Below are 26,275 nucleotides of genomic sequence, written 5' to 3'. Positions count from 1 at the left end.
CTGACTGAACAACCCCGCCACTTTATGGTAGCGGGGTTGTGGTTATCGGTTTAGTCGATCTTGATGGTCGAGGTGTCAGTTGTCCCGATTAGCGTGCTGATGTCATAGCCCGACAGGTTTACGCCGGACAACTCGATTTTGACGTCCGTCTTGCTGGCGATAGCCGCATTGCTGTCACCTTCCTCGAATTGCCCGGTTGAGCTGACCAGCAAGGTCGAAGTGCCGTTCACGGTTACCAATTGCAGGAACTGCTCAATGTTTTCCGCAGATTCACCCTGCAACAGATCGCTCAGGTCGATACGGTCGCCTTGGGCGACATTGAAGTCCATGATCACGTCTTTGCGATTGGCACTGTTCAGATCACCTGCTTTCCAGACAAAGGTATCCGCGCCAGTACCACCAGAGAGAATGTCATCACCCTCTCCGCCGATAAGGATGTCGTTGCCCGCTCCACCATTGAGGGTGTCGTTGCCCGCGCCGCCCTCCAGTCGGTCGCGGCCTGTACCGCCATTGAGAATGTCGTTGCCTGCGCCACCGATCAATACATCGTTGCCCGCGCCACCATTAAGAGTGTCGTTGGTGCTGCCGCCGATCAGTATCTCGTCGGCATCGGTACCATTGATGATATTGCCTGTGACATGCCGGATATCGACAGTGGTGCTGGTGCTCTCGCCATTTTCGCTGAGGGTGTAGCTAAAGCTGGAAGGGGTAGGGTCAATGGTCAGCACCAGATTGTAGGTGGTGTTGGTATTGTTGTTGCTGCTGTCGGTTTGCAGGCGAATGTAGAAATCACCCGTCGTCGTAGCGGTGAACCACGCATCGGACGTCCCAGATTGCAACTGGTTGCCGTTGGCGTCGTAAACAGTTCGCAGCACTGTTCGCTCAGGGCTGCTATTTGTCCCGCTGATGCCGTCCACGTCTATCCGGATGCGCTCGTCGGCATGCAGGTGGATCTTGACCCAATCCTGGTCGCGGTTGCTATTGCCGCCGTTGCTCAGCGTACCCCTCAGTACCCGTGTATAGCCCACGATGCCCGAGTCTACCGCCCAGCCAGTGCCTGAGGTGCCAATATTGCCGAACTGACTGCGATCGGTGAAGTCGATCGCAGTTTGCCGGGTATTGTTTAGTTGGTTGGTGGCACTGTCAGCACTCGCCTCGGTCGTGATACCGACGCTACTGCCCATTGCAGGGGTAAAGGTGATGGTGTCTGTGCCGCTTACCGTGACATTGACCGCGTTGCCGACGCTGCTGATGCTGGCATCGCCACCGCTGGTGTCGTTGTGCAACAAGGCATCACTCGAAAGTGTGATTGGCGTACCGCTCTGGATATTGGTCAGAATGGTGTCGCGGTTGGCATCCAGGTTGGCCTCATAATCCAGCACGATATTCAGGTTGATGCTCTTGGTGTCGCCATCACCATCGGTAGCGGTGATGTGGAATACCTCGGTCTGGTTGTGGACGCTCTGGTTCACTTCCAGACGATAGGTATAGGCACCGGTGGTGAAGTTCACTGTCAGCTCGCCACCCTTGATGGTGTAGATGGTCTGCTCGTTGCCAGCGGCCTTGGTATAGGTCGTGCCGTCCACCACCACGCTGGTCAGCGTGCCGCCATCGGCCCCCAACAGCATGCCGCTGGTGCCGTTGTTGGAAAGCACGGAGACATTGCCCAGCACCACACCGCCATCCACTGTTTGTAGCAGGGTGTTGGCCAGGTCGGCTGGGTTGGTGAGCGTGATGGCATATGGCTCGTTGACGCCATCGACCGTGTTTGGATAGGCGATGGGGGTGATATTGCCCAAGGAGACATTGGTGCCGATACCGATGGCAAAGGCAATGTCACCATTGTCTTGGACGAAGTTCTGCCAGTTAGTGGTGTTTGACCCGCCAACCGCATATCCGCTGGTGGGTTCACCGTCGGTGACGAAGTAGAACAGGGTTTTGTCGGCCGCGGGTGGCGTGCCCCAGTTGGTTCTCACCGAATCCAGTGCCGTGCTGTATCGCGTGCCGCCATTGGCCTGCGTCTGATCGACGTACTGGATCGCGCCAGTCGTGTTGTCGACATACCAGTTGGAGGTCGTGACGTCGTCGGCGAAGCTGACGATCTTGACGTTGACCTTGCCTAGCCTGTCGTAGCTCTTAATCAGCTGCTCCAACGCATCCTTGGCGATGTCCATGCGTACGCTCGTGGAGTCGAAGTTCGCGTTGCTGGACGACCGTCCTGCTGCGTCGTAGGCCATGCTGCCTGAGCGGTCGAGTACGATGACCAAGTTGTAGGTAGCCGCCGCATCGGCCGCCTGCAGTGTCTGGGTGATGTCACCACCGATGGGAGCGTCATCGACTACATTGATGGTCAGCGTGCTGCTGGTGGTCTTGCCGGTGATGCTGTCGGTGAGGGTATAGCTGAACGTCGGTTTGTCGTTGACGCCCTCGATCGTGGCCCCGTTCAGCGTATAGGTGTAAGCGCCCGTATTGGCATTCACTACCAGGGTACCAGTGGTATTGCTGATGGTAATGCTGCCGCCGGAGGATGGCGCAACACCATTAATGGTGGCGATGCTGGTGTTGGTGCTGATGCCGGCATCGTTGAGCAGCAGGTTGCCCGTCACCGTTGTCGTTGCTACACCTGCCTGGGTCCCGCCAGCCAGACCCGATTCATATACTGTGGCCGTATCGGCCATGGCGCTTGGGCTGCCACTGGTACTGATGGTCAGGGTTGTGCTTGAGCTATCACCGTCGGCATCGGTCAGGGTGTAGGTGAATTGATCCGGCGTGATACTGCTCAGATCCGGTGTAGCTGTCAGCCCGTTGATTCGGTAGTTGGAAACACTGGTGCCGGAGAACACGAGGTACTGGAATGCCTCCGGGCTGGTGATCTCACGGGTTACGACACCGTTATTATTATTCGAACCAGCAATAGTTCCGGAGTCAACAAGCTTGCCGTCGACATCGTAAGCCTGCCATTGCGCACTCTCACCATTACTAAGGCCAGTCAGGGTAACGCTTGTGCTGCGGCTCAACATATTCAGGTTGAGAACCAGATGCTCATTTGCCTGAATACCATCATTAGTGTTGTTTGACGTTGTACTTGACTCAATGCCGATTCCATCATCGGTACTACCGATGTTATTGCGATAGCGAACAGTCGCGGTGCCAGTTGTATTAAGAGTGCCGTTGCTATTGAGCGGCGATGAACCATCAAAACCAAATAGGCTGATGCCAGCGTTATTCCAGCCCGCAATCGTAGCGGCAGTCGTAGATTCACCACTCCCTGTGCCTGTGGATGCCGGCACCACCTTGTTCTGATATGCCGAGGTGTAGCTATAGCTGCCAGTTTGGTTGATTACCAGCGTGCCGTGAGTAGTCGTGATAGTGGTATTTCCGGCACCAAGGTTATAGCTCGTGCCATTGAACTCGATGCTGGAAACCCGAGCTGCATCGGCTCCCAGAGTGTCTTGCCCACCAATGCTGCCTTCACCGGTCACGACATTGCCAGTGATGGTCGCGTAATTATTGGCGTTATGGCTGCGTACTCCCACGCCAACGTTGTCCGTGTCTGGATTGGCGATTGGGGCGGTATCGGTAATGTCGATGGTTACCGTCGTCCATGCGGAACTCAGGCTGCCGTCAGAAACCCGATAAACGAAGCTGTCGACATCTGCTACTGCATCACCATGGTTACGCACGGGTGCAGTGTAAGTGAAGGTCCCGTCGGCGTTCATCACCACTGTGCCGCCAAGTGCTGTGGTGATCGAATTACTGCCGTTCGCCGCGGTAGCACTACTGCTGTTGTTGGTTGCGAACTGCGCCACACGCAGTGCCGAGTGGGCTGCATCCACATCCGTGTCGTTGGCCAGAACAGTGCCGTGAATCACTGTGGTGCCTTCGACTGTTGAGTAGCTGTCACTATTTCCCACTGGCGCATCATTAACCGGATATACCGTTACCACCAGATTCTGCGTGGTGCTGGCTTGGTTGCCATTGGCCTGCTCAGTGGCAGTGGCTGTCACGCTGAGGTTAATTGTGCCATTGAAATTTTGTGGCGGAGTGAGCGACAGATTGTTGAGCGTCCAGCCGCTGACGGGGGCAATGGTATTGCCTGCCGATGCGGTAAAGGTATGGATACCATCGCTAAGTGTTGCGCCTTCTGGCAATCCTGAGATGTTAATTACCAGTGTTTCGGAACCATCAGTATCCACCAGGCCAGCAGTGATTTTGGACAGCGGAATCGAACTGTCCTCATTGCCTTCGTTGATGTTGAATGGGTGATAGAAGGTGCCGCTTGCGTCGGTTTGTAGATCGCTCAGGCGGATGCCTTGATCTGTAATCGCGTTGCTATTAGGGAACAAGTCAAAGTTTGTGCTGTTGAGATCTTGTGACGGTCCACCATTAACCGATACGTTCACATCATAGTCACCGGGGCCACTCTGGTTGTGGTGATAAATCGCCAGGGTGTAGTAGCCGCTGCTAGCCGGTGTAAAGCTGCCATTGAACTGCCCTCTGCCAGGGCTCCACGTAGCCTGAGCCACATTGTTGCCACCGACCACGACGCGAATGCTGTCGTCACCAACGCCGCTGAAGGTATAGGTCTGGCCAGCTTCCAGGTAGATCAAGCCAGAGACTTTGCTGGCAGTACCTTCAATTACATTGTTGTTATTTACATCGCTCAGTGTCGTGCTGCCGTTCGGTGCGCCAGCCTGATCAATTACGGATTGCAAAGTATTTGGGTTGGCGCCGTTACCGTTCGTACCCAGTGGTAGACCTATCCAAGTCTGAACCAACAGGCCACTGCCGTCGGGCAGGTTGAGCTGATCATTCAGGTTAAGTACGGGTGTATCGGCTACTGGTGCAATGTCGACTACGAGTGTGGCCTCCGTACCTTCATTCACGCCATCGGTCGGCTTGAACTTGATGTGGGCGTAGTCGGCTTGTTGGTTGCCGACCCCACTACCGCCATAAGCGTCGCTACCTGATTCGTTTTCATCTGGGGTAAAGCGCAGCTTGTTGGCTGCGATATCGACCTGACTGATGGTTTGTCCATGAGTTACCGCAACCCACTGGCCCGAAGAGTTTTGTAGCTCCAGCGTGCCGGCTGCCGGTAGGTCGTTGATGATTAAACCGAGGTCCTCAACTGCAGAATCTTCATCGCTGACGCCGAAGTGTGACCAAGTTAGGGTAATGGACTGATCTTCTGAACCCATCATTGAGGTGGGAGTAGCAACCGGTGCATCGTTGATCGGGGTGACGCCGATGGTGACGGTGCCGGTGACGACACTGTTGGCTTCACCCTGGCCGTCATCGACCGAGTAGGTGAAGGAGCCGACGGCATCGGTGCCGTTGTAGTCAGCCGGTGCGTTGTAGACCAGGCCGGTCAGTTCGGCGGCGGTCAGGGTGTCGTTATTGCTGATGGCGGAGCCATCGGCTTTGGTGACGGTGCCCAGGGTCGGCAGGCCGGTGACGGTGATGGTCAGCGGGTTGCTGTCAGCATCCGATGGCGCGCTCAGGCCCAGGCTGGTTCCGGTGCTTTCTTCGGCCACGGTAATGCTGCCATTGGCGGCAACCGGCGCATCGTTGATCGGGGTGACGCCGATGGTGACGGTGCCGGTGACGACACTGTTGGCTTCACCCTGGCCGTCATCGACCGAGTAGGTGAAGGAGCCGACGGCATCGGTGCCGTTGTAGTCAGCCGGTGCGTTGTAGACCAGGCCGGTCAGTTCGGCGGCGGTCAGGGTGTCGTTATTGCTGATGGCGGAGCCATCGGCTTTGGTGACGGTGCCCAGGGTCGGCAGGCCGGTGACGGTGATGGTCAGCGGGTTGCTGTCAGCATCCGATGGCGCGCTCAGGCCCAGGCTGGTTCCGATGCTTTCTTCGGCCACGGTAATGCTGCCATTGGCGGCAACCGGCGCATCGTTGATCGGGGTGACGCCGATGGTGACGGTGCCGGTGACGACACTGTTGGCTTCACCCTGGCCGTCATCGACCGAGTAGGTGAAGGAGCCGACGGCATCGGTGCCGTTGTAGTCAGCCGGTGCGTTGTAGACCAGGCCGGTCAGTTCGGCGGCGGTCAGGGTGTCGTTATTGCTGATGGCGGAGCCATCGGCTTTGGTGACGGTGCCCAGGGTCGGCAGGCCGGTGACGGTGATGGTCAGCGGGTTGCTGTCAGCATCCGATGGCGCGCTCAGGCCCAGGCTGGTTCCGGTGCTTTCTTCGGCCACGGTAATGCTGCCATTGGCGGCAACCGGCGCATCGTTGATCGGGGTGACGCCGATGGTGACGGTGCCGGTGACGACACTGTTGGCTTCACCCTGGCCGTCATCGACCGAGTAGGTGAAGGAGCCGACGGCATCGGTGCCGTTGTAGTCAGCCGGTGCGTTGTAGACCAGGCCGGTCAGTTCGGCGGCGGTCAGGGTGTCGTTATTGCTGATGGCGGAGCCATCGGCTTTGGTGACGGTGCCCAGGGTCGGCAGGCCGGTGACGGTGATGGTCAGCGGGTTGCTGTCAGCATCCGATGGCGCGCTCAGGCCCAGGCTGGTTCCGATGCTTTCTTCGGCCACGGTAATGCTGCCATTGGCGGCAACCGGCGCATCGTTGATCGGGGTGACGCCGATGGTGACGGTGCCGGTGACGACACTGTTGGCTTCACCCTGGCCGTCATCGACCGAGTAGGTGAAGGAGCCGACGGCATCGGTGCCGTTGTAGTCAGCCGGTGCGTTGTAGACCAGGCCGGTCAGTTCGGCGGCGGTCAGGGTGTCGTTATTGCTGATGGCGGAGCCATCGGCTTTGGTGACGGTGCCCAGGGTCGGCAGGCCGGTGACGGTGATGGTCAGCGGGTTGCTGTCAGCATCCGATGGCGCGCTCAGGCCCAGGCTGGTTCCGATGCTTTCTTCGGCCACGGTAATGCTGCCATTGGCGGCAACCGGCGCATCGTTGATCGGGGTGACGCCGATGGTGACGGTGCCGGTGACGACACTGTTGGCTTCACCCTGGCCGTCATCGACCGAGTAGGTGAAGGAGCCGACGGCATCGGTGCCGTTGTAGTCAGCCGGTGCGTTGTAGACCAGGCCGGTCAGTTCGGCGGCGGTCAGGGTGTCGTTATTGCTGATGGCGGAGCCATCGGCTTTGGTGACGGTGCCCAGGGTCGGCAGGCCGGTGACGGTGATGGTCAGCGGGTTGCTGTCAGCATCCGATGGCGCGCTCAGGCCCAGGCTGGTTCCGATGCTTTCTTCGGCCACGGTAATGCTGCCATTGGCGGCAACCGGCGCATCGTTGATCGGGGTGACGCCGATGGTGACGGTGCCGGTGACGACACTGTTGGCTTCACCCTGGCCGTCATCGACCGAGTAGGTGAAGGAGCCGACGGCATCGGTGCCGTTGTAGTCAGCCGGTGCGTTGTAGACCAGGCCGGTCAGTTCGGCGGCGGTCAGGGTGTCGTTATTGCTGATGGCGGAGCCATCGGCTTTGGTGACGGTGCCCAGGGTCGGCAGGCCGGTGACGGTGATGGTCAGCGGGTTGCTGTCAGCATCCGATGGCGCGCTCAGGCCCAGGCTGGTTCCGGTGCTTTCTTCGGCCACGGTAATGCTGCCATTGGCGGCAACCGGCGCATCGTTGATCGGGGTGACGCCGATGGTGACGGTGCCGGTGACGACACTGTTGGCTTCACCCTGGCCGTCATCGACCGAGTAGGTGAAGGAGCCGACGGCATCGGTGCCGTTGTAGTCAGCCGGTGCGTTGTAGACCAGGCCGGTCAGTTCGGCGGCGGTCAGGGTGTCGTTATTGCTGATGGCGGAGCCATCGGCTTTGGTGACGGTGCCCAGGGTCGGCAGGCCGGTGACGGTGATGGTCAGCGGGTTGCTGTCAGCATCCGATGGCGCGCTCAGGCCCAGGCTGGTTCCGGTGCTTTCTTCGGCCACGGTAATGCTGCCATTGGCGGCAACCGGCGCATCGTTGATCGGGGTGACGCCGATGGTGACGGTGCCGGTGACGACACTGTTGGCTTCACCCTGGCCGTCATCGACCGAGTAGGTGAAGGAGCCGACGGCATCGGTGCCGTTGTAGTCAGCCGGTGCGTTGTAGACCAGGCCGGTCAGTTCGGCGGCGGTCAGGGTGTCGTTATTGCTGATGGCGGAGCCATCGGCTTTGGTGACGGTGCCCAGGGTCGGCAGGCCGGTGACGGTGATGGTCAGCGGGTTGCTGTCAGCATCCGATGGCGCGCTCAGGCCCAGGCTGGTTCCGATGCTTTCTTCGGCCACGGTAATGCTGCCATTGGCGGCAACCGGCGCATCGTTGATCGGGGTGACGCCGATGGTGACGGTGCCGGTGACGACACTGTTGGCTTCACCCTGGCCGTCATCGACCGAGTAGGTGAAGGAGCCGACGGCATCGGTGCCGTTGTAGTCAGCCGGTGCGTTGTAGACCAGGCCGGTCAGTTCGGCGGCGGTCAGGGTGTCGTTATTGCTGATGGCGGAGCCATCGGCTTTGGTGACGGTGCCCAGGGTCGGCAGGCCGGTGACGGTGATGGTCAGCGGGTTGCTGTCAGCATCCGATGGCGCGCTCAGGCCCAGGCTGGTTCCGATGCTTTCTTCGGCCACGGTAATGCTGCCATTGGCGGCAACCGGCGCATCGTTGATCGGGGTGACGCCGATGGTGACGGTGCCGGTGACGACACTGTTGGCTTCACCCTGGCCGTCATCGACCGAGTAGGTGAAGGAGCCGACGGCATCGGTGCCGTTGTAGTCAGCCGGTGCGTTGTAGACCAGGCCGGTCAGTTCGGCGGCGGTCAGGGTGTCGTTATTGCTGATGGCGGAGCCATCGGCTTTGGTGACGGTGCCCAGGGTCGGCAGGCCGGTGACGGTGATGGTCAGCGGGTTGCTGTCAGCATCCGATGGCGCGCTCAGGCCCAGGCTGGTTCCGATGCTTTCTTCGGCCACGGTAATGCTGCCATTGGCGGCAACCGGCGCATCGTTGATCGGGGTGACGCCGATGGTGACGGTGCCGGTGACGACACTGTTGGCTTCACCCTGGCCGTCATCGACCGAGTAGGTGAAGGAGCCGACGGCATCGGTGCCGTTGTAGTCAGCCGGTGCGTTGTAGACCAGGCCGGTCAGTTCGGCGGCGGTCAGGGTGTCGTTATTGCTGATGGCGGAGCCATCGGCTTTGGTGACGGTGCCCAGGGTCGGCAGGCCGGTGACGGTGATGGTCAGCGGGTTGCTGTCAGCATCCGATGGCGCGCTCAGGCCCAGGCTGGTTCCGGTGCTTTCTTCGGCCACGGTAATGCTGCCATTGGCGGCAACCGGCGCATCGTTGATCGGGGTGACGCCGATGGTGACGGTGCCGGTGACGACACTGTTGGCTTCACCCTGGCCGTCATCGACCGAGTAGGTGAAGGAGCCGACGGCATCGGTGCCGTTGTAGTCAGCCGGTGCGTTGTAGACCAGGCCGGTCAGTTCGGCGGCGGTCAGGGTGTCGTTATTGCTGATGGCGGAGCCATCGGCTTTGGTGACGGTGCCCAGGGTCGGCAGGCCGGTGACGGTGATGGTCAGCGGGTTGCTGTCAGCATCCGATGGCGCGCTCAGGCCCAGGCTGGTTCCGATGCTTTCTTCGGCCACGGTAATGCTGCCATTGGCGGCAACCGGCGCATCGTTGATCGGGGTGACGCCGATGGTGACGGTGCCGGTGACGACACTGTTGGCTTCACCCTGGCCGTCATCGACCGAGTAGGTGAAGGAGCCGACGGCATCGGTGCCGTTGTAGTCAGCCGGTGCGTTGTAGACCAGGCCGGTCAGTTCGGCGGCGGTCAGGGTGTCGTTATTGCTGATGGCGGAGCCATCGGCTTTGGTGACGGTGCCCAGGGTCGGCAGGCCGGTGACGGTGATGGTCAGCGGGTTGCTGTCAGCATCCGATGGCGCGCTCAGGCCCAGGCTGGTTCCGATGCTTTCTTCGGCCACGGTAATGCTGCCATTGGCGGCAACCGGCGCATCGTTGATCGGGGTGACGCCGATGGTGACGGTGCCGGTGACGACACTGTTGGCTTCACCCTGGCCGTCATCGACCGAGTAGGTGAAGGAGCCGACGGCATCGGTGCCGTTGTAGTCAGCCGGTGCGTTGTAGACCAGGCCGGTCAGTTCGGCGGCGGTCAGGGTGTCGTTATTGCTGATGGCGGAGCCATCGGCTTTGGTGACGGTGCCCAGGGTCGGCAGGCCGGTGACGGTGATGGTCAGCGGGTTGCTGTCAGCATCCGATGGCGCGCTCAGGCCCAGGCTGGTTCCGGTGCTTTCTTCGGCCACGGTAATGCTGCCATTGGCGGCAACCGGCGCATCGTTGATCGGGGTGACGCCGATGGTGACGGTGCCGGTGACGACACTGTTGGCTTCACCCTGGCCGTCATCGACCGAGTAGGTGAAGGAGCCGACGGCATCGGTGCCGTTGTAGTCAGCCGGTGCGTTGTAGACCAGGCCGGTCAGTTCGGCGGCGGTCAGGGTGTCGTTATTGCTGATGGCGGAGCCATCGGCTTTGGTGACGGTGCCCAGGGTCGGCAGGCCGGTGACGGTGATGGTCAGCGGGTTGCTGTCAGCATCCGATGGCGCGCTCAGGCCCAGGCTGGTTCCGGTGCTTTCTTCGGCCACGGTAATGCTGCCATTGGCGGCAACCGGCGCATCGTTGATCGGGGTGACGCCGATGGTGACGGTGCCGGTGACGACACTGTTGGCTTCACCCTGGCCGTCATCGACCGAGTAGGTGAAGGAGCCGACGGCATCGGTGCCGTTGTAGTCAGCCGGTGCGTTGTAGACCAGGCCGGTCAGTTCGGCGGCGGTCAGGGTGTCGTTATTGCTGATGGCGGAGCCATCGGCTTTGGTGACGGTGCCCAGGGTCGGCAGGCCGGTGACGGTGATGGTCAGCGGGTTGCTGTCAGCATCCGATGGCGCGCTCAGGCCCAGGCTGGTTCCGGTGCTTTCTTCGGCCACGGTAATGCTGCCATTGGCGGCAACCGGCGCATCGTTGATCGGGGTGACGCCGATGGTGACGGTGCCGGTGACGACACTGTTGGCTTCACCCTGGCCGTCATCGACCGAGTAGGTGAAGGAGCCGACGGCATCGGTGCCGTTGTAGTCAGCCGGTGCGTTGTAGACCAGGCCGGTCAGTTCGGCGGCGGTCAGGGTGTCGTTATTGCTGATGGCGGAGCCATCGGCTTTGGTGACGGTGCCCAGGGTCGGCAGGCCGGTGACGGTGATGGTCAGCGGGTTGCTGTCAGCATCCGATGGCGCGCTCAGGCCCAGGCTGGTTCCGATGCTTTCTTCGGCCACGGTAATGCTGCCATTGGCGGCAACCGGCGCATCGTTGATCGGGGTGACGCCGATGGTGACGGTGCCGGTGACGACACTGTTGGCTTCACCCTGGCCGTCATCGACCGAGTAGGTGAAGGAGCCGACGGCATCGGTGCCGTTGTAGTCAGCCGGTGCGTTGTAGACCAGGCCGGTCAGTTCGGCGGCGGTCAGGGTGTCGTTATTGCTGATGGCGGAGCCATCGGCTTTGGTGACGGTGCCCAGGGTCGGCAGGCCGGTGACGGTGATGGTCAGCGGGTTGCTGTCAGCATCCGATGGCGCGCTCAGGCCCAGGCTGGTTCCGATGCTTTCTTCGGCCACGGTAATGCTGCCATTGGCGGCAACCGGCGCATCGTTGATCGGGGTGACGCCGATGGTGACGGTGCCGGTGACGACACTGTTGGCTTCACCCTGGCCGTCATCGACCGAGTAGGTGAAGGAGCCGACGGCATCGGTGCCGTTGTAGTCAGCCGGTGCGTTGTAGACCAGGCCGGTCAGTTCGGCGGCGGTCAGGGTGTCGTTATTGCTGATGGCGGAGCCATCGGCTTTGGTGACGGTGCCCAGGGTCGGCAGGCCGGTGACGGTGATGGTCAGCGGGTTGCTGTCAGCATCCGATGGCGCGCTCAGGCCCAGGCTGGTTCCGGTGCTTTCTTCGGCCACGGTAATGCTGCCATTGGCGGCAACCGGCGCATCGTTGATCGGGGTGACGCCGATGGTGACGGTGCCGGTGACGACACTGTTGGCTTCACCCTGGCCGTCATCGACCGAGTAGGTGAAGGAGCCGACGGCATCGGTGCCGTTGTAGTCAGCCGGTGCGTTGTAGACCAGGCCGGTCAGTTCGGCGGCGGTCAGGGTGTCGTTATTGCTGATGGCGGAGCCATCGGCTTTGGTGACGGTGCCCAGGGTCGGCAGGCCGGTGACGGTGATGGTCAGCGGGTTGCTGTCAGCATCCGATGGCGCGCTCAGGCCCAGGCTGGTTCCGGTGCTTTCTTCGGCCACGGTAATGCTGCCATTGGCGGCAACCGGCGCATCGTTGATCGGGGTGACGCCGATGGTGACGGTGCCGGTGACGACACTGTTGGCTTCACCCTGGCCGTCATCGACCGAGTAGGTGAAGGAGCCGACGGCATCGGTGCCGTTGTAGTCAGCCGGTGCGTTGTAGACCAGGCCGGTCAGTTCGGCGGCGGTCAGGGTGTCGTTATTGCTGATGGCGGAGCCATCGGCTTTGGTGACGGTGCCCAGGGTCGGCAGGCCGGTGACGGTGATGGTCAGCGGGTTGCTGTCAGCATCCGATGGCGCGCTCAGGCCCAGGCTGGTTCCGGTGCTTTCTTCGGCCACGGTAATGCTGCCATTGGCGGCAACCGGCGCATCGTTGATCGGGGTGACGCCGATGGTGACGGTGCCGGTGACGACACTGTTGGCTTCACCCTGGCCGTCATCGACCGAGTAGGTGAAGGAGCCGACGGCATCGGTGCCGTTGTAGTCAGCCGGTGCGTTGTAGACCAGGCCGGTCAGTTCGGCGGCGGTCAGGGTGTCGTTATTGCTGATGGCGGAGCCATCGGCTTTGGTGACGGTGCCCAGGGTCGGCAGGCCGGTGACGGTGATGGTCAGCGGGTTGCTGTCAGCATCCGATGGCGCGCTCAGGCCCAGGCTGGTTCCGATGCTTTCTTCGGCCACGGTAATGCTGCCATTGGCGGCAACCGGCGCATCGTTGATCGGGGTGACGCCGATGGTGACGGTGCCGGTGACGACACTGTTGGCTTCACCCTGGCCGTCATCGACCGAGTAGGTGAAGGAGCCGACGGCATCGGTGCCGTTGTAGTCAGCCGGTGCGTTGTAGACCAGGCCGGTCAGTTCGGCGGCGGTCAGGGTGTCGTTATTGCTGATGGCGGAGCCATCGGCTTTGGTGACGGTGCCCAGGGTCGGCAGGCCGGTGACGGTGATGGTCAGCGGGTTGCTGTCAGCATCCGATGGCGCGCTCAGGCCCAGGCTGGTTCCGGTGCTTTCTTCGGCCACGGTAATGCTGCCATTGGCGGCAACCGGCGCATCGTTGATCGGGGTGACGCCGATGGTGACGGTGCCGGTGACGACACTGTTGGCTTCACCCTGGCCGTCATCGACCGAGTAGGTGAAGGAGCCGACGGCATCGGTGCCGTTGTAGTCAGCCGGTGCGTTGTAGACCAGGCCGGTCAGTTCGGCGGCGGTCAGGGTGTCGTTATTGCTGATGGCGGAGCCATCGGCTTTGGTGACGGTGCCCAGGGTCGGCAGGCCGGTGACGGTGATGGTCAGCGGGTTGCTGTCAGCATCCGATGGCGCGCTCAGGCCCAGGCTGGTTCCGGTGCTTTCTTCGGCCACGGTAATGCTGCCATTGGCGGCAACCGGCGCATCGTTGATCGGGGTGACGCCGATGGTGACGGTGCCGGTGACGACACTGTTGGCTTCACCCTGGCCGTCATCGACCGAGTAGGTGAAGGAGCCGACGGCATCGGTGCCGTTGTAGTCAGCCGGTGCGTTGTAGACCAGGCCGGTCAGTTCGGCGGCGGTCAGGGTGTCGTTATTGCTGATGGCGGAGCCATCGGCTTTGGTGACGGTGCCCAGGGTCGGCAGGCCGGTGACGGTGATGGTCAGCGGGTTGCTGTCAGCATCCGATGGCGCGCTCAGGCCCAGGCTGGTTCCGATGCTTTCTTCGGCCACGGTAATGCTGCCATTGGCGGCAACCGGCGCATCGTTGATCGGGGTGACGCCGATGGTGACGGTGCCGGTGACGACACTGTTGGCTTCACCCTGGCCGTCATCGACCGAGTAGGTGAAGGAGCCGACGGCATCGGTGCCGTTGTAGTCAGCCGGTGCGTTGTAGACCAGGCCGGTCAGTTCGGCGGCGGTCAGGGTGTCGTTATTGCTGATGGCGGAGCCATCGGCTTTGGTGACGGTGCCCAGGGTCGGCAGGCCGGTGACGGTGATGGTCAGCGGGTTGCTGTCAGCATCCGATGGCGCGCTCAGGCCCAGGCTGGTTCCGGTGCTTTCTTCGGCCACGGTAATGCTGCCATTGGCGGCAACCGGCGCATCGTTGATCGGGGTGACGCCGATGGTGACGGTGCCGGTGACGACACTGTTGGCTTCACCCTGGCCGTCATCGACCGAGTAGGTGAAGGAGCCGACGGCATCGGTGCCGTTGTAGTCAGCCGGTGCGTTGTAGACCAGGCCGGTCAGTTCGGCGGCGGTCAGGGTGTCGTTATTGCTGATGGCGGAGCCATCGGCTTTGGTGACGGTGCCCAGGGTCGGCAGGCCGGTGACGGTGATGGTCAGCGGGTTGCTGTCAGCATCCGATGGCGCGCTCAGGCCCAGGCTGGTTCCGATGCTTTCTTCGGCCACGGTAATGCTGCCATTGGCGGCAACCGGCGCATCGTTGATCGGGGTGACGCCGATGGTGACGGTGCCGGTGACGACACTGTTGGCTTCACCCTGGCCGTCATCGACCGAGTAGGTGAAGGAGCCGACGGCATCGGTGCCGTTGTAGTCAGCCGGTGCGTTGTAGACCAGGCCGGTCAGTTCGGCGGCGGTCAGGGTGTCGTTATTGCTGATGGCGGAGCCATCGGCTTTGGTGACGGTGCCCAGGGTCGGCAGGCCGGTGACGGTGATGGTCAGCGGGTTGCTGTCAGCATCCGATGGCGCGCTCAGGCCCAGGCTGGTTCCGGTGCTTTCTTCGGCCACGGTAATGCTGCCATTGGCGGCAACCGGCGCATCGTTGATCGGGGTGACGCCGATGGTGACGGTGCCGGTGACGACACTGTTGGCTTCACCCTGGCCGTCATCGACCGAGTAGGTGAAGGAGCCGACGGCATCGGTGCCGTTGTAGTCAGCCGGTGCGTTGTAGACCAGGCCGGTCAGTTCGGCGGCGGTCAGGGTGTCGTTATTGCTGATGGCGGAGCCATCGGCTTTGGTGACGGTGCCCAGGGTCGGCAGGCCGGTGACGGTGATGGTCAGCGGGTTGCTGTCAGCATCCGATGGCGCGCTCAGGCCCAGGCTGGTTCCGGTGCTTTCTTCGGCCACGGTAATGCTGCCATTGGCGGCAACCGGCGCATCGTTGATCGGGGTGACGCCGATGGTGACGGTGCCGGTGACGACACTGTTGGCTTCACCCTGGCCGTCATCGACCGAGTAGGTGAAGGAGCCGACGGCATCGGTGCCGTTGTAGTCAGCCGGTGCGTTGTAGACCAGGCCGGTCAGTTCGGCGGCGGTCAGGGTGTCGTTATTGCTGATGGCGGAGCCATCGGCTTTGGTGACGGTGCCCAGGGTCGGCAGGCCGGTGACGGTGATGGTCAGCGGGTTGCTGTCAGCATCCGATGGCGCGCTCAGGCCCAGGCTGGTTCCGATGCTTTCTTCGGCCACGGTAATGCTGCCATTGGCGGCAACCGGCGCATCGTTGATCGGGGTGACGCCGATGGTGACGGTGCCGGTGACGACACTGTTGGCTTCACCCTGGCCGTCATCGACCGAGTAGGTGAAGGAGCCGACGGCATCGGTGCCGTTGTAGTCAGCCGGTGCGTTGTAGACCAGGCCGGTCAGTTCGGCGGCGGTCAGGGTGTCGTTATTGCTGATGGCGGAGCCATCGGCTTTGGTGACGGTGCCCAGGGTCGGCAGGCCGGTGACGGTGATGGTCAGCGGGTTGCTGTCAGCATCCGATGGCGCGCTCAGGCCCAGGCTGGTTCCGATGCTTTCTTCGGCCACGGTAATGCTGCCATTGGCGGCAACCGGCGCATCGTTGATCGGGGTGACGCCGATGGTGACGGTGCCGGTGACGACACTGTTGGCTTCACCCTGGCCGTCATCGACCGAGTAGGTGAAGGAGCCGACGGCATCGGTGCCGTTGTAGTCAGCCGGTGCGTTGTAGACCAGGCCGGTCAGTTCGGCGGCGGTCAGGGTGTCGTTATTGCTGATGGCGGAGCCATCGGCTTTGGTGACGGTGCCCAGGGTCGGCAGGCCGGTGACGGTGATGGTCAGCGGGTTGCTGTCAGCATCCGATGGCGCGCTCAGGCCCAGGCTGGTTCCGGTGCTTTCTTCGGCCACGGTAATGCTGCCATTGGCGGCAACCGGCGCATCGTTGATCGGGGTGACGCCGATGGTGACGGTGCCGGTGACGACACTGTTGGCTTCACCCTGGCCGTCATCGACCGAGTAGGTGAAGGAGCCGACGGCATCGGTGCCGTTGTAGTCAGCCGGTGCGTTGTAGACCAGGCCGGTCAGTTCGGCGGCGGTCAGGGTGTCGTTATTGCTGATGGCGGAGCCATCGGCTTTGGTGACGGTGCCCAGGGTCGGCAGGCCGGTGACGGTGATGGTCAGCGGGTTGCTGTCAGCATCCGATGGCGCGCTCAGGCCCAGGCTGGTTCCGGTGCTTTCTTCGGCCACGGTAATGCTGCCATTGGCGGCAACCGGCGCATCGTTGATCGGGGTGACGCCGATGGTGACGGTGCCGGTGACGACACTGTTGGCTTCACCCTGGCCGTCATCGACCGAGTAGGTGAAGGAGCCGACGGCATCGGTGCCGTTGTAGTCAGCCGGTGCGTTGTAGACCAGGCCGGTCAGTTCGGCGGCGGTCAGGGTGTCGTTATTGCTGATGGCGGAGCCATCGGCTTTGGTGACGGTGCCCAGGGTCGGCAGGCCGGTGACGGTGATGGTCAGCGGGTTGCTGTCAGCATCCGATGGCGCGCTCAGGCCCAGGCTGGTTCCGATGCTTTCTTCGGCCACGGTAATGCTGCCATTGGCGGCAACCGGCGCATCGTTGATCGGGGTGACGCCGATGGTGACGGTGCCGGTGACGACACTGTTGGCTTCACCCTGGCCGTCATCGACCGAGTAGGTGAAGGAGCCGACGGCATCGGTGCCGTTGTAGTCAGCCGGTGCGTTGTAGACCAGGCCGGTCAGTTCGGCGGCGGTCAGGGTGTCGTTATTGCTGATGGCGGAGCCATCGGCTTTGGTGACGGTGCCCAGGGTCGGCAGGCCGGTGACGGTGATGGTCAGCGGGTTGCTGTCAGCATCCGATGGCGCGCTCAGGCCCAGGCTGGTTCCGATGCTTTCTTCGGCCACGGTAATGCTGCCATTGGCGGCAACCGGCGCATCGTTGATCGGGGTGACGCCGATGGTGACGGTGCCGGTGACGACACTGTTGGCTTCACCCTGGCCGTCATCGACCGAGTAGGTGAAGGAGCCGACGGCATCGGTGCCGTTGTAGTCAGCCGGTGCGTTGTAGACCAGGCCGGTCAGTTCGGCGGCGGTCAGGGTGTCGTTATTGCTGATGGCGGAGCCATCGGCTTTGGTGACGGTGCCCAGGGTCGGCAGGCCGGTGACGGTGATGGTCAGCGGGTTGCTGTCAGCATCCGATGGCGCGCTCAGGCCCAGGCTGGTTCCGGTGCTTTCTTCGGCCACGGTAATGCTGCCATTGGCGGCAACCGGCGCATCGTTGATCGGGGTGACGCCGATGGTGACGGTGCCGGTGACGACACTGTTGGCTTCACCCTGGCCGTCATCGACCGAGTAGGTGAAGGAGCCGACGGCATCGGTGCCGTTGTAGTCAGCCGGTGCGTTGTAGACCAGGCCGGTCAGTTCGGCGGCGGTCAGGGTGTCGTTATTGCTGATGGCGGAGCCATCGGCTTTGGTGACGGTGCCCAGGGTCGGCAGGCCGGTGACGGTGATGGTCAGCGGGTTGCTGTCAGCATCCGATGGCGCGCTCAGGCCCAGGCTGGTTCCGGTGCTTTCTTCGGCCACGGTAATGCTGCCATTGGCGGCAACCGGCGCATCGTTGATCGGGGTGACGCCGATGGTGACGGTGCCGGTGACGACACTGTTGGCTTCACCCTGGCCGTCATCGACCGAGTAGGTGAAGGAGCCGACGGCATCGGTGCCGTTGTAGTCAGCCGGTGCGTTGTAGACCAGGCCGGTCAGTTCGGCGGCGGTCAGGGTGTCGTTATTGCTGATGGCGGAGCCATCGGCTTTGGTGACGGTGCCCAGGGTCGGCAGGCCGGTGACGGTGATGGTCAGCGGGTTGCTGTCAGCATCCGATGGCGCGCTCAGGCCCAGGCTGGTTCCGGTGCTTTCTTCGGCCACGGTAATGCTGCCATTGGCGGCAACCGGCGCATCGTTGATCGGGGTGACGCCGATGGTGACGGTGCCGGTGACGACACTGTTGGCTTCACCCTGGCCGTCATCGACCGAGTAGGTGAAGGAGCCGACGGCATCGGTGCCGTTGTAGTCAGCCGGTGCGTTGTAGACCAGGCCGGTCAGTTCGGCGGCGGTCAGGGTGTCGTTATTGCTGATGGCGGAGCCATCGGCTTTGGTGACGGTGCCCAGGGTCGGCAGGCCGGTGACGGTGATGGTCAGCGGGTTGCTGTCAGCATCCGATGGCGCGCTCAGGCCCAGGCTGGTTCCGATGCTTTCTTCGGCCACGGTAATGCTGCCATTGGCGGCAACCGGCGCATCGTTGATCGGGGTGACGCCGATGGTGACGGTGCCGGTGACGACACTGTTGGCTTCACCCTGGCCGTCATCGACCGAGTAGGTGAAGGAGCCGACGGCATCGGTGCCGTTGTAGTCAGCCGGTGCGTTGTAGACCAGGCCGGTCAGTTCGGCGGCGGTCAGGGTGTCGTTATTGCTGATGGCGGAGCCATCGGCTTTGGTGACGGTGCCCAGGGTCGGCAGGCCGGTGACGGTGATGGTCAGCGGGTTGCTGTCAGCATCCGATGGCGCGCTCAGGCCCAGGCTGGTTCCGATGCTTTCTTCGGCCACGGTAATGCTGCCATTGGCGGCAACCGGCGCATCGTTGATCGGGGTGACGCCGATGGTGACGGTGCCGGTGACGACACTGTTGGCTTCACCCTGGCCGTCATCGACCGAGTAGGTGAAGGAGCCGACGGCATCGGTGCCGTTGTAGTCAGCCGGTGCGTTGTAGACCAGGCCGGTCAGTTCGGCGGCGGTCAGGGTGTCGTTATTGCTGATGGCGGAGCCATCGGCTTTGGTGACGGTGCCCAGGGTCGGCAGGCCGGTGACGGTGATGGTCAGCGGGTTGCTGTCAGCATCCGATGGCGCGCTCAGGCCCAGGCTGGTTCCGATGCTTTCTTCGGCCACGGTAATGCTGCCATTGGCGGCAACCGGCGCATCGTTGATCGGGGTGACGCCGATGGTGACGGTGCCGGTGACGACACTGTTGGCTTCACCCTGGCCGTCATCGACCGAGTAGGTGAAGGAGCCGACGGCATCGGTGCCGTTGTAGTCAGCCGGTGCGTTGTAGACCAGGCCGGTCAGTTCGGCGGCGGTCAGGGTGTCGTTATTGCTGATGGCGGAGCCATCGGCTTTGGTGACGGTGCCCAGGGTCGGCAGGCCGGTGACGGTGATGGTCAGCGGGTTGCTGTCAGCATCCGATGGCGCGCTCAGGCCCAGGCTGGTTCCGATGCTTTCTTCGGCCACGGTAATGCTGCCATTGGCGGCAACCGGCGCATCGTTGATCGGGGTGACGCCGATGGTGACGGTGCCGGTGACGACACTGTTGGCTTCACCCTGGCCGTCATCGACCGAGTAGGTGAAGGAGCCGACGGCATCGGTGCCGTTGTAGTCAGCCGGTGCGTTGTAGACCAGGCCGGTCAGTTCGGCGGCGGTCAGGGTGTCGTTATTGCTGATGGCGGAGCCATCGGCTTTGGTGACGGTGCCCAGGGTCGGCAGGCCGGTGACGGTGATGGTCAGCGGGTTGCTGTCAGCATCCGATGGCGCGCTCAGGCCCAGGCTGGTTCCGATGCTTTCTTCGGCCACGGTAATGCTGCCATTGGCGGCAACCGGTGCATCGTTAACGGGTGTCACCGTGCCACTGACAGTTACAGTGCTGCTCAGTACTCCATCGGTGACTGTATAGGTAAAGCTGGCGGGGCCGTTGTAGTTGGCGTTCGGGGTGAATATCAGCAAGCCATTGCTCAGGGTCACTGTGCCATCGCTTACAATAATAGATCCACCTTCGGAGATGGCTTGGCCATTAATCTGAGAAATGCTCAGCGTATCGCCATCAAGGTCGCTGTCATTAGCAAGTACATCAATTGTGATGGTGCCGTCTTCATTGAGAATAAACGTATCGTTTTGTGCAGTTGGTGCACGGTTTGGTTGCAAAGTCGCAGCATTGGCATCACCACCCAAACCAAGCAGCTCATCCTGCCCGTTACCCCCAACTCCCAGGCCGGAAGTCTCAAACCCGATTGTCGGATCTAGTTGCCCGCCCACGGTATCCAGCATCACAAAGCTGTGGCCGCCACCCGCTGCGCCGCCAGTGCCGCCGCCGGAACCAGGGCCTGCTGCGGTGGCTTCAAGGTCGGTGGTGGGGTCGAAGCCGGCTGCCAGGGCTTGTTCCAGATCCGGATTGGCCTGGGCCTTTTCAGCGTCGGCTGGCGCCTCGCTGGGGGCTGCCTGCCAGCTGCTGTTCTGCGCCACATCGACCACGTCGCCGTTGGCCAGTTGCAGGGTTACTTCTGCGCCCAGACCAGTGAGGATCTGTTCGCCCATGAGCAGACGTTCGCCTTCGAATACTTGGCGCTTGAGGCCGTCGAGAGAAACGGCAAAAACCTGACCGACAAGACTTTTTACGATGGCGACGATTGTGCTCATAAAGCGGGCTCCGGTGTGGGCTCGGTAAAGCGTTAAATATAGTGAAGCAATGCTTTGCGTTGAATGGTGCTTGCCTGACAAAATATTGTCGTCATAAATTTGGCTTATTCCATTCTGGAATTAGTAATATGCCAAACTATTGACCGAGCGCTCGCGATAATAAACAATGCGCGCGCTGATGTCACTTTGATATTGGTTTTTGCTCTTGTGATGCGTGTCACGTTTTTCGGCTGTTTATGTATCCTGTGCCACTTTGCGTCAAGCGCATTGCGCCGTCGTTGTTCCAAGTCACTAGCCCAGCCTGAAAGGAATTCCACCCGATGCGTTTTTTTGCACTGTTCCCTCTTGCTCTTGCTGTATCGATGACGGCCCATGGCCAGACGCTCAACGAAGCCATGCAAAGTGCCCTTGAGGTGCATCCGGAGATCCAGGCGGGGATTAATGCGCGCTTGTCGGTTGAAGAACAGATGAAGGCCGCCAAGGGCGGCTACCTGCCGCGGGTTGACCTGTTGGCCGGCTATGGCCGCGAGGGTACCGACAGTCCAGGCACCCGCGGTTTGGATCACAACACTGAAACCCTGAATCGCGGTGAATCCAGCCTGCGTGTGCAGCAGATGCTGTTTGACGGTTTTGCCACCAGCAGTGAAGTCGGTCGTCAGCGTGCCACGGTGAATGCCCGTGCTTATGAACTGCTGGGCACTGCCGAACGTACCGGGCTGGCCGTAGCGCAGGTCTATCTGGATGTTCTGACTCGCCAGGAACTGGTGCGTCTGGCCGAGAACAACCTGGCGAGCCACGAACGTATTTACGATCAGATTACCCTGCGTAGCCAAAGCGGTGTTGGCCGTACTGCCGACCTCGACCAGGCCGAAGCGCGCCTGGCGCAGGCGCGCAATAACCTGATTACCGAGAAGACCAACCTGGCTGATGCGCAGGTCAACTATTTCAGCGTGGTGGGGCGTGATGCGGGTGAATTGACTCGCCCAGCTGGTTTGCTGGGGCATCTGCCGGAGAGCCTGTCAGCGGCGCGCCAGGAAATGCTGGCCAACAACCCGTTTCTGAGTTCGGCCGAGGCGGATGTGCAGGCCAGCGAGCAGCAGTATGAGGCGGCCAAGTCGAGTTTCTATCCGCGTTTCGATGCCGAACTGTCGCGCGGTATGGATAACAATCTGGATGGCGTAAAAGGCCATAACAACCAGTGGAGCGCGATGGTCAACATGCGCTACAACCTGTTTGCCGGTGGCAGCAACAAGGCGGATCTGCAGTCCAAGGCCTATCAGACCAATCAGGCTATGGACATCCGCAACAACGCCCTGCGTGTGCTCAACGAAGACCTCGGCCTGGCCTGGAATGCCCTGGAAAATGCTCGCCAGCAGCTGCCGATTGCCCAGCAGTATGTCGACTACAGCAGCCGTGTGCGCGAGTCCTATCAGAAGCAGTTCAGCCTTGGTGATCGCACCTTGCTGGACCTGCTCGACAGCGAGAACGAACTGTTCACCGCTTCGCGTCGTCTTGAGGAAGTTCGCTTCACTGAACTGTTTACTCAGTATCGGATCAAGGCCACCATGGGCTCCCTGCTCAAGAGTCAGGGGGTAGTTGCACCTATGGCGGCTGCGCCGCTGGACGAGATCAAGGCTCAGGTAAACTTGCCGGGCCTGAATTAGGCCCTATTCAAGTATGAGTGAATCCTTGTGGCAGTAGACCCAAGCCCGATGCAAACCCGTAGCGATCCCCGTGATCGCTACGACGACCCTCTGCTAGATAGCCTGTTGTCGCTGTGCAGCCTGCACCAGAAATCGGTCAGCCGCGCGATGTTGACCGCAGGTCTGCCACTTCCCGAACAGCGTTTGAGTGCCGAATTGCTGCCACGCGCCGCCGCCCGCGCTGGTTTGCAAGGGCGCTGGCTGCGCCGTGGTCTGGAAAAGATTCCAGCTTTGGCCATGCCGGCTCTATTGCTGCTGCACGACGGCCGCAGCGCCATTCTGCTGGGCTGGGATGATCAGGGCCGGGCACGCATCATGCCCAGCGAAAGCGAAGGGGGCGAGGTGCGCGTCAGTGCCGAGGCTCTGACCAAGGATTACAGCGGGCAGGTGTTCTTCGCTCAGCCGCTGCACAAATTCGATTTCAACCGTGGTGAGCTGATTCCGCGTGCCACCTCCTGGTTTCGCGACACCCTCAAACGTTCCCGTTGGCTGTACATCGATGCTGTTGCCGCGAGTTTTCTGATCAACCTGATCGGCCTGGCCACGCCACTGTTCGTGATGAACGTGTATGACCGGGTCGTGCCCAACCAGGCCGAAGCGACCCTGTGGGTGCTGGCCGTCGGCATCACCGGGGTGTTCTGTTTTGACCTGCTGCTCAAGACCCTGCGCGGTCTGTGTCTCGATCTGGCGGGCAAGAAAACCGACCTGATCATCTCCGCCACGCTGTTCGAACGCATCGCTGGCATGGCCATGAAGTTCCGTCCGGCGCGGGTTGGCAGCTTCGCGCAGAACATCCACGAATTTCAAAGCCTGCGTGATTTTCTCGCTTCGCTGACCATGGCCAGCGTCATCGACCTGCCATTTACCCTGCTGATTCTCGCGGTGATCGCCATGATCGGCGGGCACCTGGTGTGGATTCCGATCCTGGCCTTCCCGCTGGTGGCGTTGATTGGCTGGCTGTTGCAGCGGCCGCTGGCGGAAACCATGCAGCGCACCATGGCCCTGGCGGCTGAGCGTCAGTCGAGCCTGATCGAGAGCCTGGCCGGCCTGGATGCGGTCAAGGTCAACAATGCCGAGAGCGAGCGCCAGTACCTGTGGGAGCAGACTATCGGCACCCTCAGTCGTCTGGAGTTGCGTGCGCGCATGCTCTCCAGTCTGGCCATGAACTCGACCATGCTGCTGCAGCAACTGGCCGGTGTGGTGGTGATCGTGCTCGGCGTGTACCAGATCATCGATGGCAACCTGAGCATGGGCGGCTTGATCGCCTGTTACATGCTCAGCAGCCGTGCCTTGGGGCCGCTCACACAGGTTTCCGGGTTGCTTACGCGCTACCAGCAGGCGCGGGTCACCCTTGATTCGGTCAACCAGATGATGGAGTTGCCGCAGGAGCGGCATGCCGACGAGCGACCGCTCAAGCGCCAGGCTTTGCAAGGTGCCGTGGAGTTCCGTCAGGTGGAGTTCCATTACCCGGATCAGCAGCAGGCCGCCTTGTTGGGCGTCAACCTGGTGATTCGTCCGGGCGAGAAGATTGGCATCATCGGCCGCAGTGGCTCAGGCAAAAGCTCGCTGGCCAAACTGATCGTCGGCTTGTATCAACCGGATGCCGGCAACTTGCTGGTGGACGGCATTGACGTGCGCCAACTGGATGTCAGCGATCTGCGCCACAACATCGGCTATGTGCCGCAGGATATTCAGCTGTTCAGCGGCACCCTGCGCGACAACCTGGTGTCCGGGGCGCGCTACGTGGAAGACGAGTTGGTGTTGCAGGCGGCCGAGTTGGCCGGTGTGCACGAATTTGCCCGACTGCACCCCAAGGGCTATGAGCTGCAAGTCGGCGAACGCGGCCAGAACCTTTCCGGTGGCCAGCGGCAGAACGTTGCGTTGGCCCGTGCGCTGCTGCTCGATCCGCCGATCCTGCTGCTCGATGAACCCACCAGCGCCATGGACAACACCGGCGAAGAGCGCCTCAAACAGCGCCTGTCTGCGGTGATCGGTACCAAGACCCTGTTGCTGGTCACGCACCGCGCCTCGATGCTCAGCCTGGTAGACCGGCTGATCATTGTCGACCGTGGGCAGATCATCGCCGACGGGCCAAAAGGCAGTGTCATGGAAGCGCTGAAGAAGGGGCAGATCAGTGTCAGCTAACGCGCCTGAGAAGAAGAGCCTGCGCCAGGCCATGGCCGCCTATTTTGGCGGCCATGATGAGCTGGGTGACGAGCCGTTGCCAGAGGTCAACAAAGCGTTGATCGAGGATGCACCACGGGTGGTGCGCCTGACCATCTGGGGGCTGATCGCCTTTGTGGTGTTCTGCCTGCTGTGGGCCAACTTTGCCGTGGTCGATGAAGTGACCCGCGGTGATGGCAAGGCGATTCCGTCTTCACGGCTGCAGAAAATTCAGAACCTGGAGGGCGGTATCGTCGCCGAACTGTTTGTCCGTGAAGGGCAGATTGTCGAGGTCGGTGATGCCTTGTTGCGTCTGGATGACACCCGGTTTGCCTCCAACGTGGGTGAGACCGAAGCTGACCGCCTGGCGCTGTTGCTGCGGGTGGAGCGCTTGAGCGCCGAAGTGCAGGATCGCGAGCTGGTGGTGGCCGATGAGGTGCGGGAAAAAGCCCCAGGGCAGGCGGACAACGAGATTCAGTTGTTCAACAGCCGCAAGCAGCAACTGCTCGATGAAGTCGCGGGCCTGGAAGAACAGTTGATCCAGCGCCGTCAGGAGCTGCGTGAGTTCGCCTCCAAGCAGGGTCAGTTCAGTAACAGCCTGAACCTGTTGCGCCAGGAAATCCGCATGTCCGAGCCGCTGGTGGCCGAGGGGGCGATTTCTCAGGTGGAGGTGTTGCGCCTCAAGCGCGCCGAAGTCGAGGCCCGTGGTCAGTTGGAGGCCACCACCCTGGCCATTCCGCGTGCCGAAGCGGCGATCAAGGAAGTCGAGCGCAAGATCGACGAAACCCGTGGGCGCTTTCGCAGTGAGGCGTTGACGCAGCTGAATGAGGCACGCACCGAGCTGAGCAAGATCCAGTCGACCGGCAAGGCGCTGGAGGACCGGGTCAACCGCACCTTGGTCACGTCGCCGGTGCGCGGCATCGTCAAGCAACTGCTGGTCAACACCATTGGTGGGGTGATTCAGCCGGGTAGCGATCTGGTGGAAATCGTGCCGCTGGGTGAGAACCTGCTGGTCGAGGCGCGTATCCGTCCACAGGATATTGCCTTCCTGCATCCTGGCCAGGAGGCGGTGGTCAAGTTCACCGCGTATGACTACACCATCTACGGTGGGCTCAAGGCCGAGCTGGAGCAGATTGGTGCCGACACGGTCACCGACGATGACGGTAACAGTTTTTACGTGATCAAACTGCGTACCAACAAAAGCCACCTGGGCAGCGAAGAGAATCCGCTGTTGATCATCCCGGGCATGGTGGCGTCGGTGGACATCATCACCGGCAAGAAGAGCGTGCTCAGCTACCTGCTCAAACCGATTATCCGCGCCCGCGCCGAGGCGCTGCGCGAGCGGTGACAGGCCATATACCCGCAAAGCAAAACGCCGCATTTTTGCGGCGTTTTGCTTTGCGGGGCTTACTTCGGTTGTAGGGTGAGCTGTGCGCACCGAGAGAGGGGCTTCAGGTG

General features: G+C 61.6%; 4 protein-coding genes. 3 read left to right on the top strand and 1 reads right to left on the bottom strand.

Going from position 1 to position 26,275, the window contains the following annotated elements:
* Positions 1 to 50: 50 nt before the first annotated feature.
* The gene (locus tag ACSQ17_RS03285) at positions 51 to 20,951 is read right to left on the bottom strand and encodes an Ig-like domain-containing protein (protein ID WP_436067571.1); all 20,901 of its coding nucleotides are present in this window, start codon (positions 20,949 to 20,951) and stop codon (positions 51 to 53) included.
* Positions 20,952 to 21,271: 320 nt separating this feature from the next.
* Between ACSQ17_RS03285 and ACSQ17_RS03280 the strand changes: the two genes are divergently transcribed.
* Genes ACSQ17_RS03280 through ACSQ17_RS03270 form a run of 3 tightly spaced genes read left to right on the top strand, consistent with a single transcriptional unit; the run spans position 21,272 to position 26,165 of the window.
* Positions 21,272 to 22,615, top strand: coding sequence for a TolC family outer membrane protein (locus ACSQ17_RS03280; RefSeq protein ID WP_436067570.1), 1,344 nt, complete (start codon positions 21,272 to 21,274; stop codon positions 22,613 to 22,615).
* Positions 22,616 to 22,663: 48 nt separating this feature from the next.
* Positions 22,664 to 24,799 (top strand): type I secretion system permease/ATPase, encoded by a 2,136-nt coding sequence (locus ACSQ17_RS03275; RefSeq protein WP_436067569.1) that lies wholly within the window; start codon positions 22,664 to 22,666, stop codon positions 24,797 to 24,799.
* A gap of 31 nt (positions 24,800 to 24,830) precedes the next feature.
* Positions 24,831 to 26,165: an HlyD family type I secretion periplasmic adaptor subunit gene (locus ACSQ17_RS03270; protein WP_436070420.1), complete on the top strand. Its 1,335-nt coding sequence runs from the start codon at positions 24,831 to 24,833 to the stop codon at positions 26,163 to 26,165.
* Positions 26,166 to 26,275 lie beyond the last annotated feature (110 nt).

Origin of the sequence: Pseudomonas sp. LjRoot71 (genome assembly GCF_964253255.1) — a bacterium.
Classification (GTDB): Bacteria; Pseudomonadota; Gammaproteobacteria; order Pseudomonadales; family Pseudomonadaceae; genus Aquipseudomonas.
This window is presented reverse-complemented; position numbering and strand designations above follow the sequence as displayed.

Excerpts from the sequence above, each read along its gene's own strand:
- ACSQ17_RS03270 (WP_436070420.1), top strand. The coding sequence starts at position 24,831 with ATGGCCGCCTATTTTGGCGGCCATGATGAGCTGGGTGACGAGCCGTTG.
- ACSQ17_RS03280 (WP_436067570.1), top strand. The coding sequence starts at position 21,272 with ATGCGTTTTTTTGCACTGTTCCCTCTTGCTCTTGCTGTATCGATGACG.
- ACSQ17_RS03275 (WP_436067569.1), top strand. The coding sequence starts at position 22,664 with ATGCAAACCCGTAGCGATCCCCGTGATCGCTACGACGACCCTCTGCTA.
- ACSQ17_RS03285 (WP_436067571.1), bottom strand. The coding sequence starts at position 20,951 with ATGAGCACAATCGTCGCCATCGTAAAAAGTCTTGTCGGTCAGGTTTTT.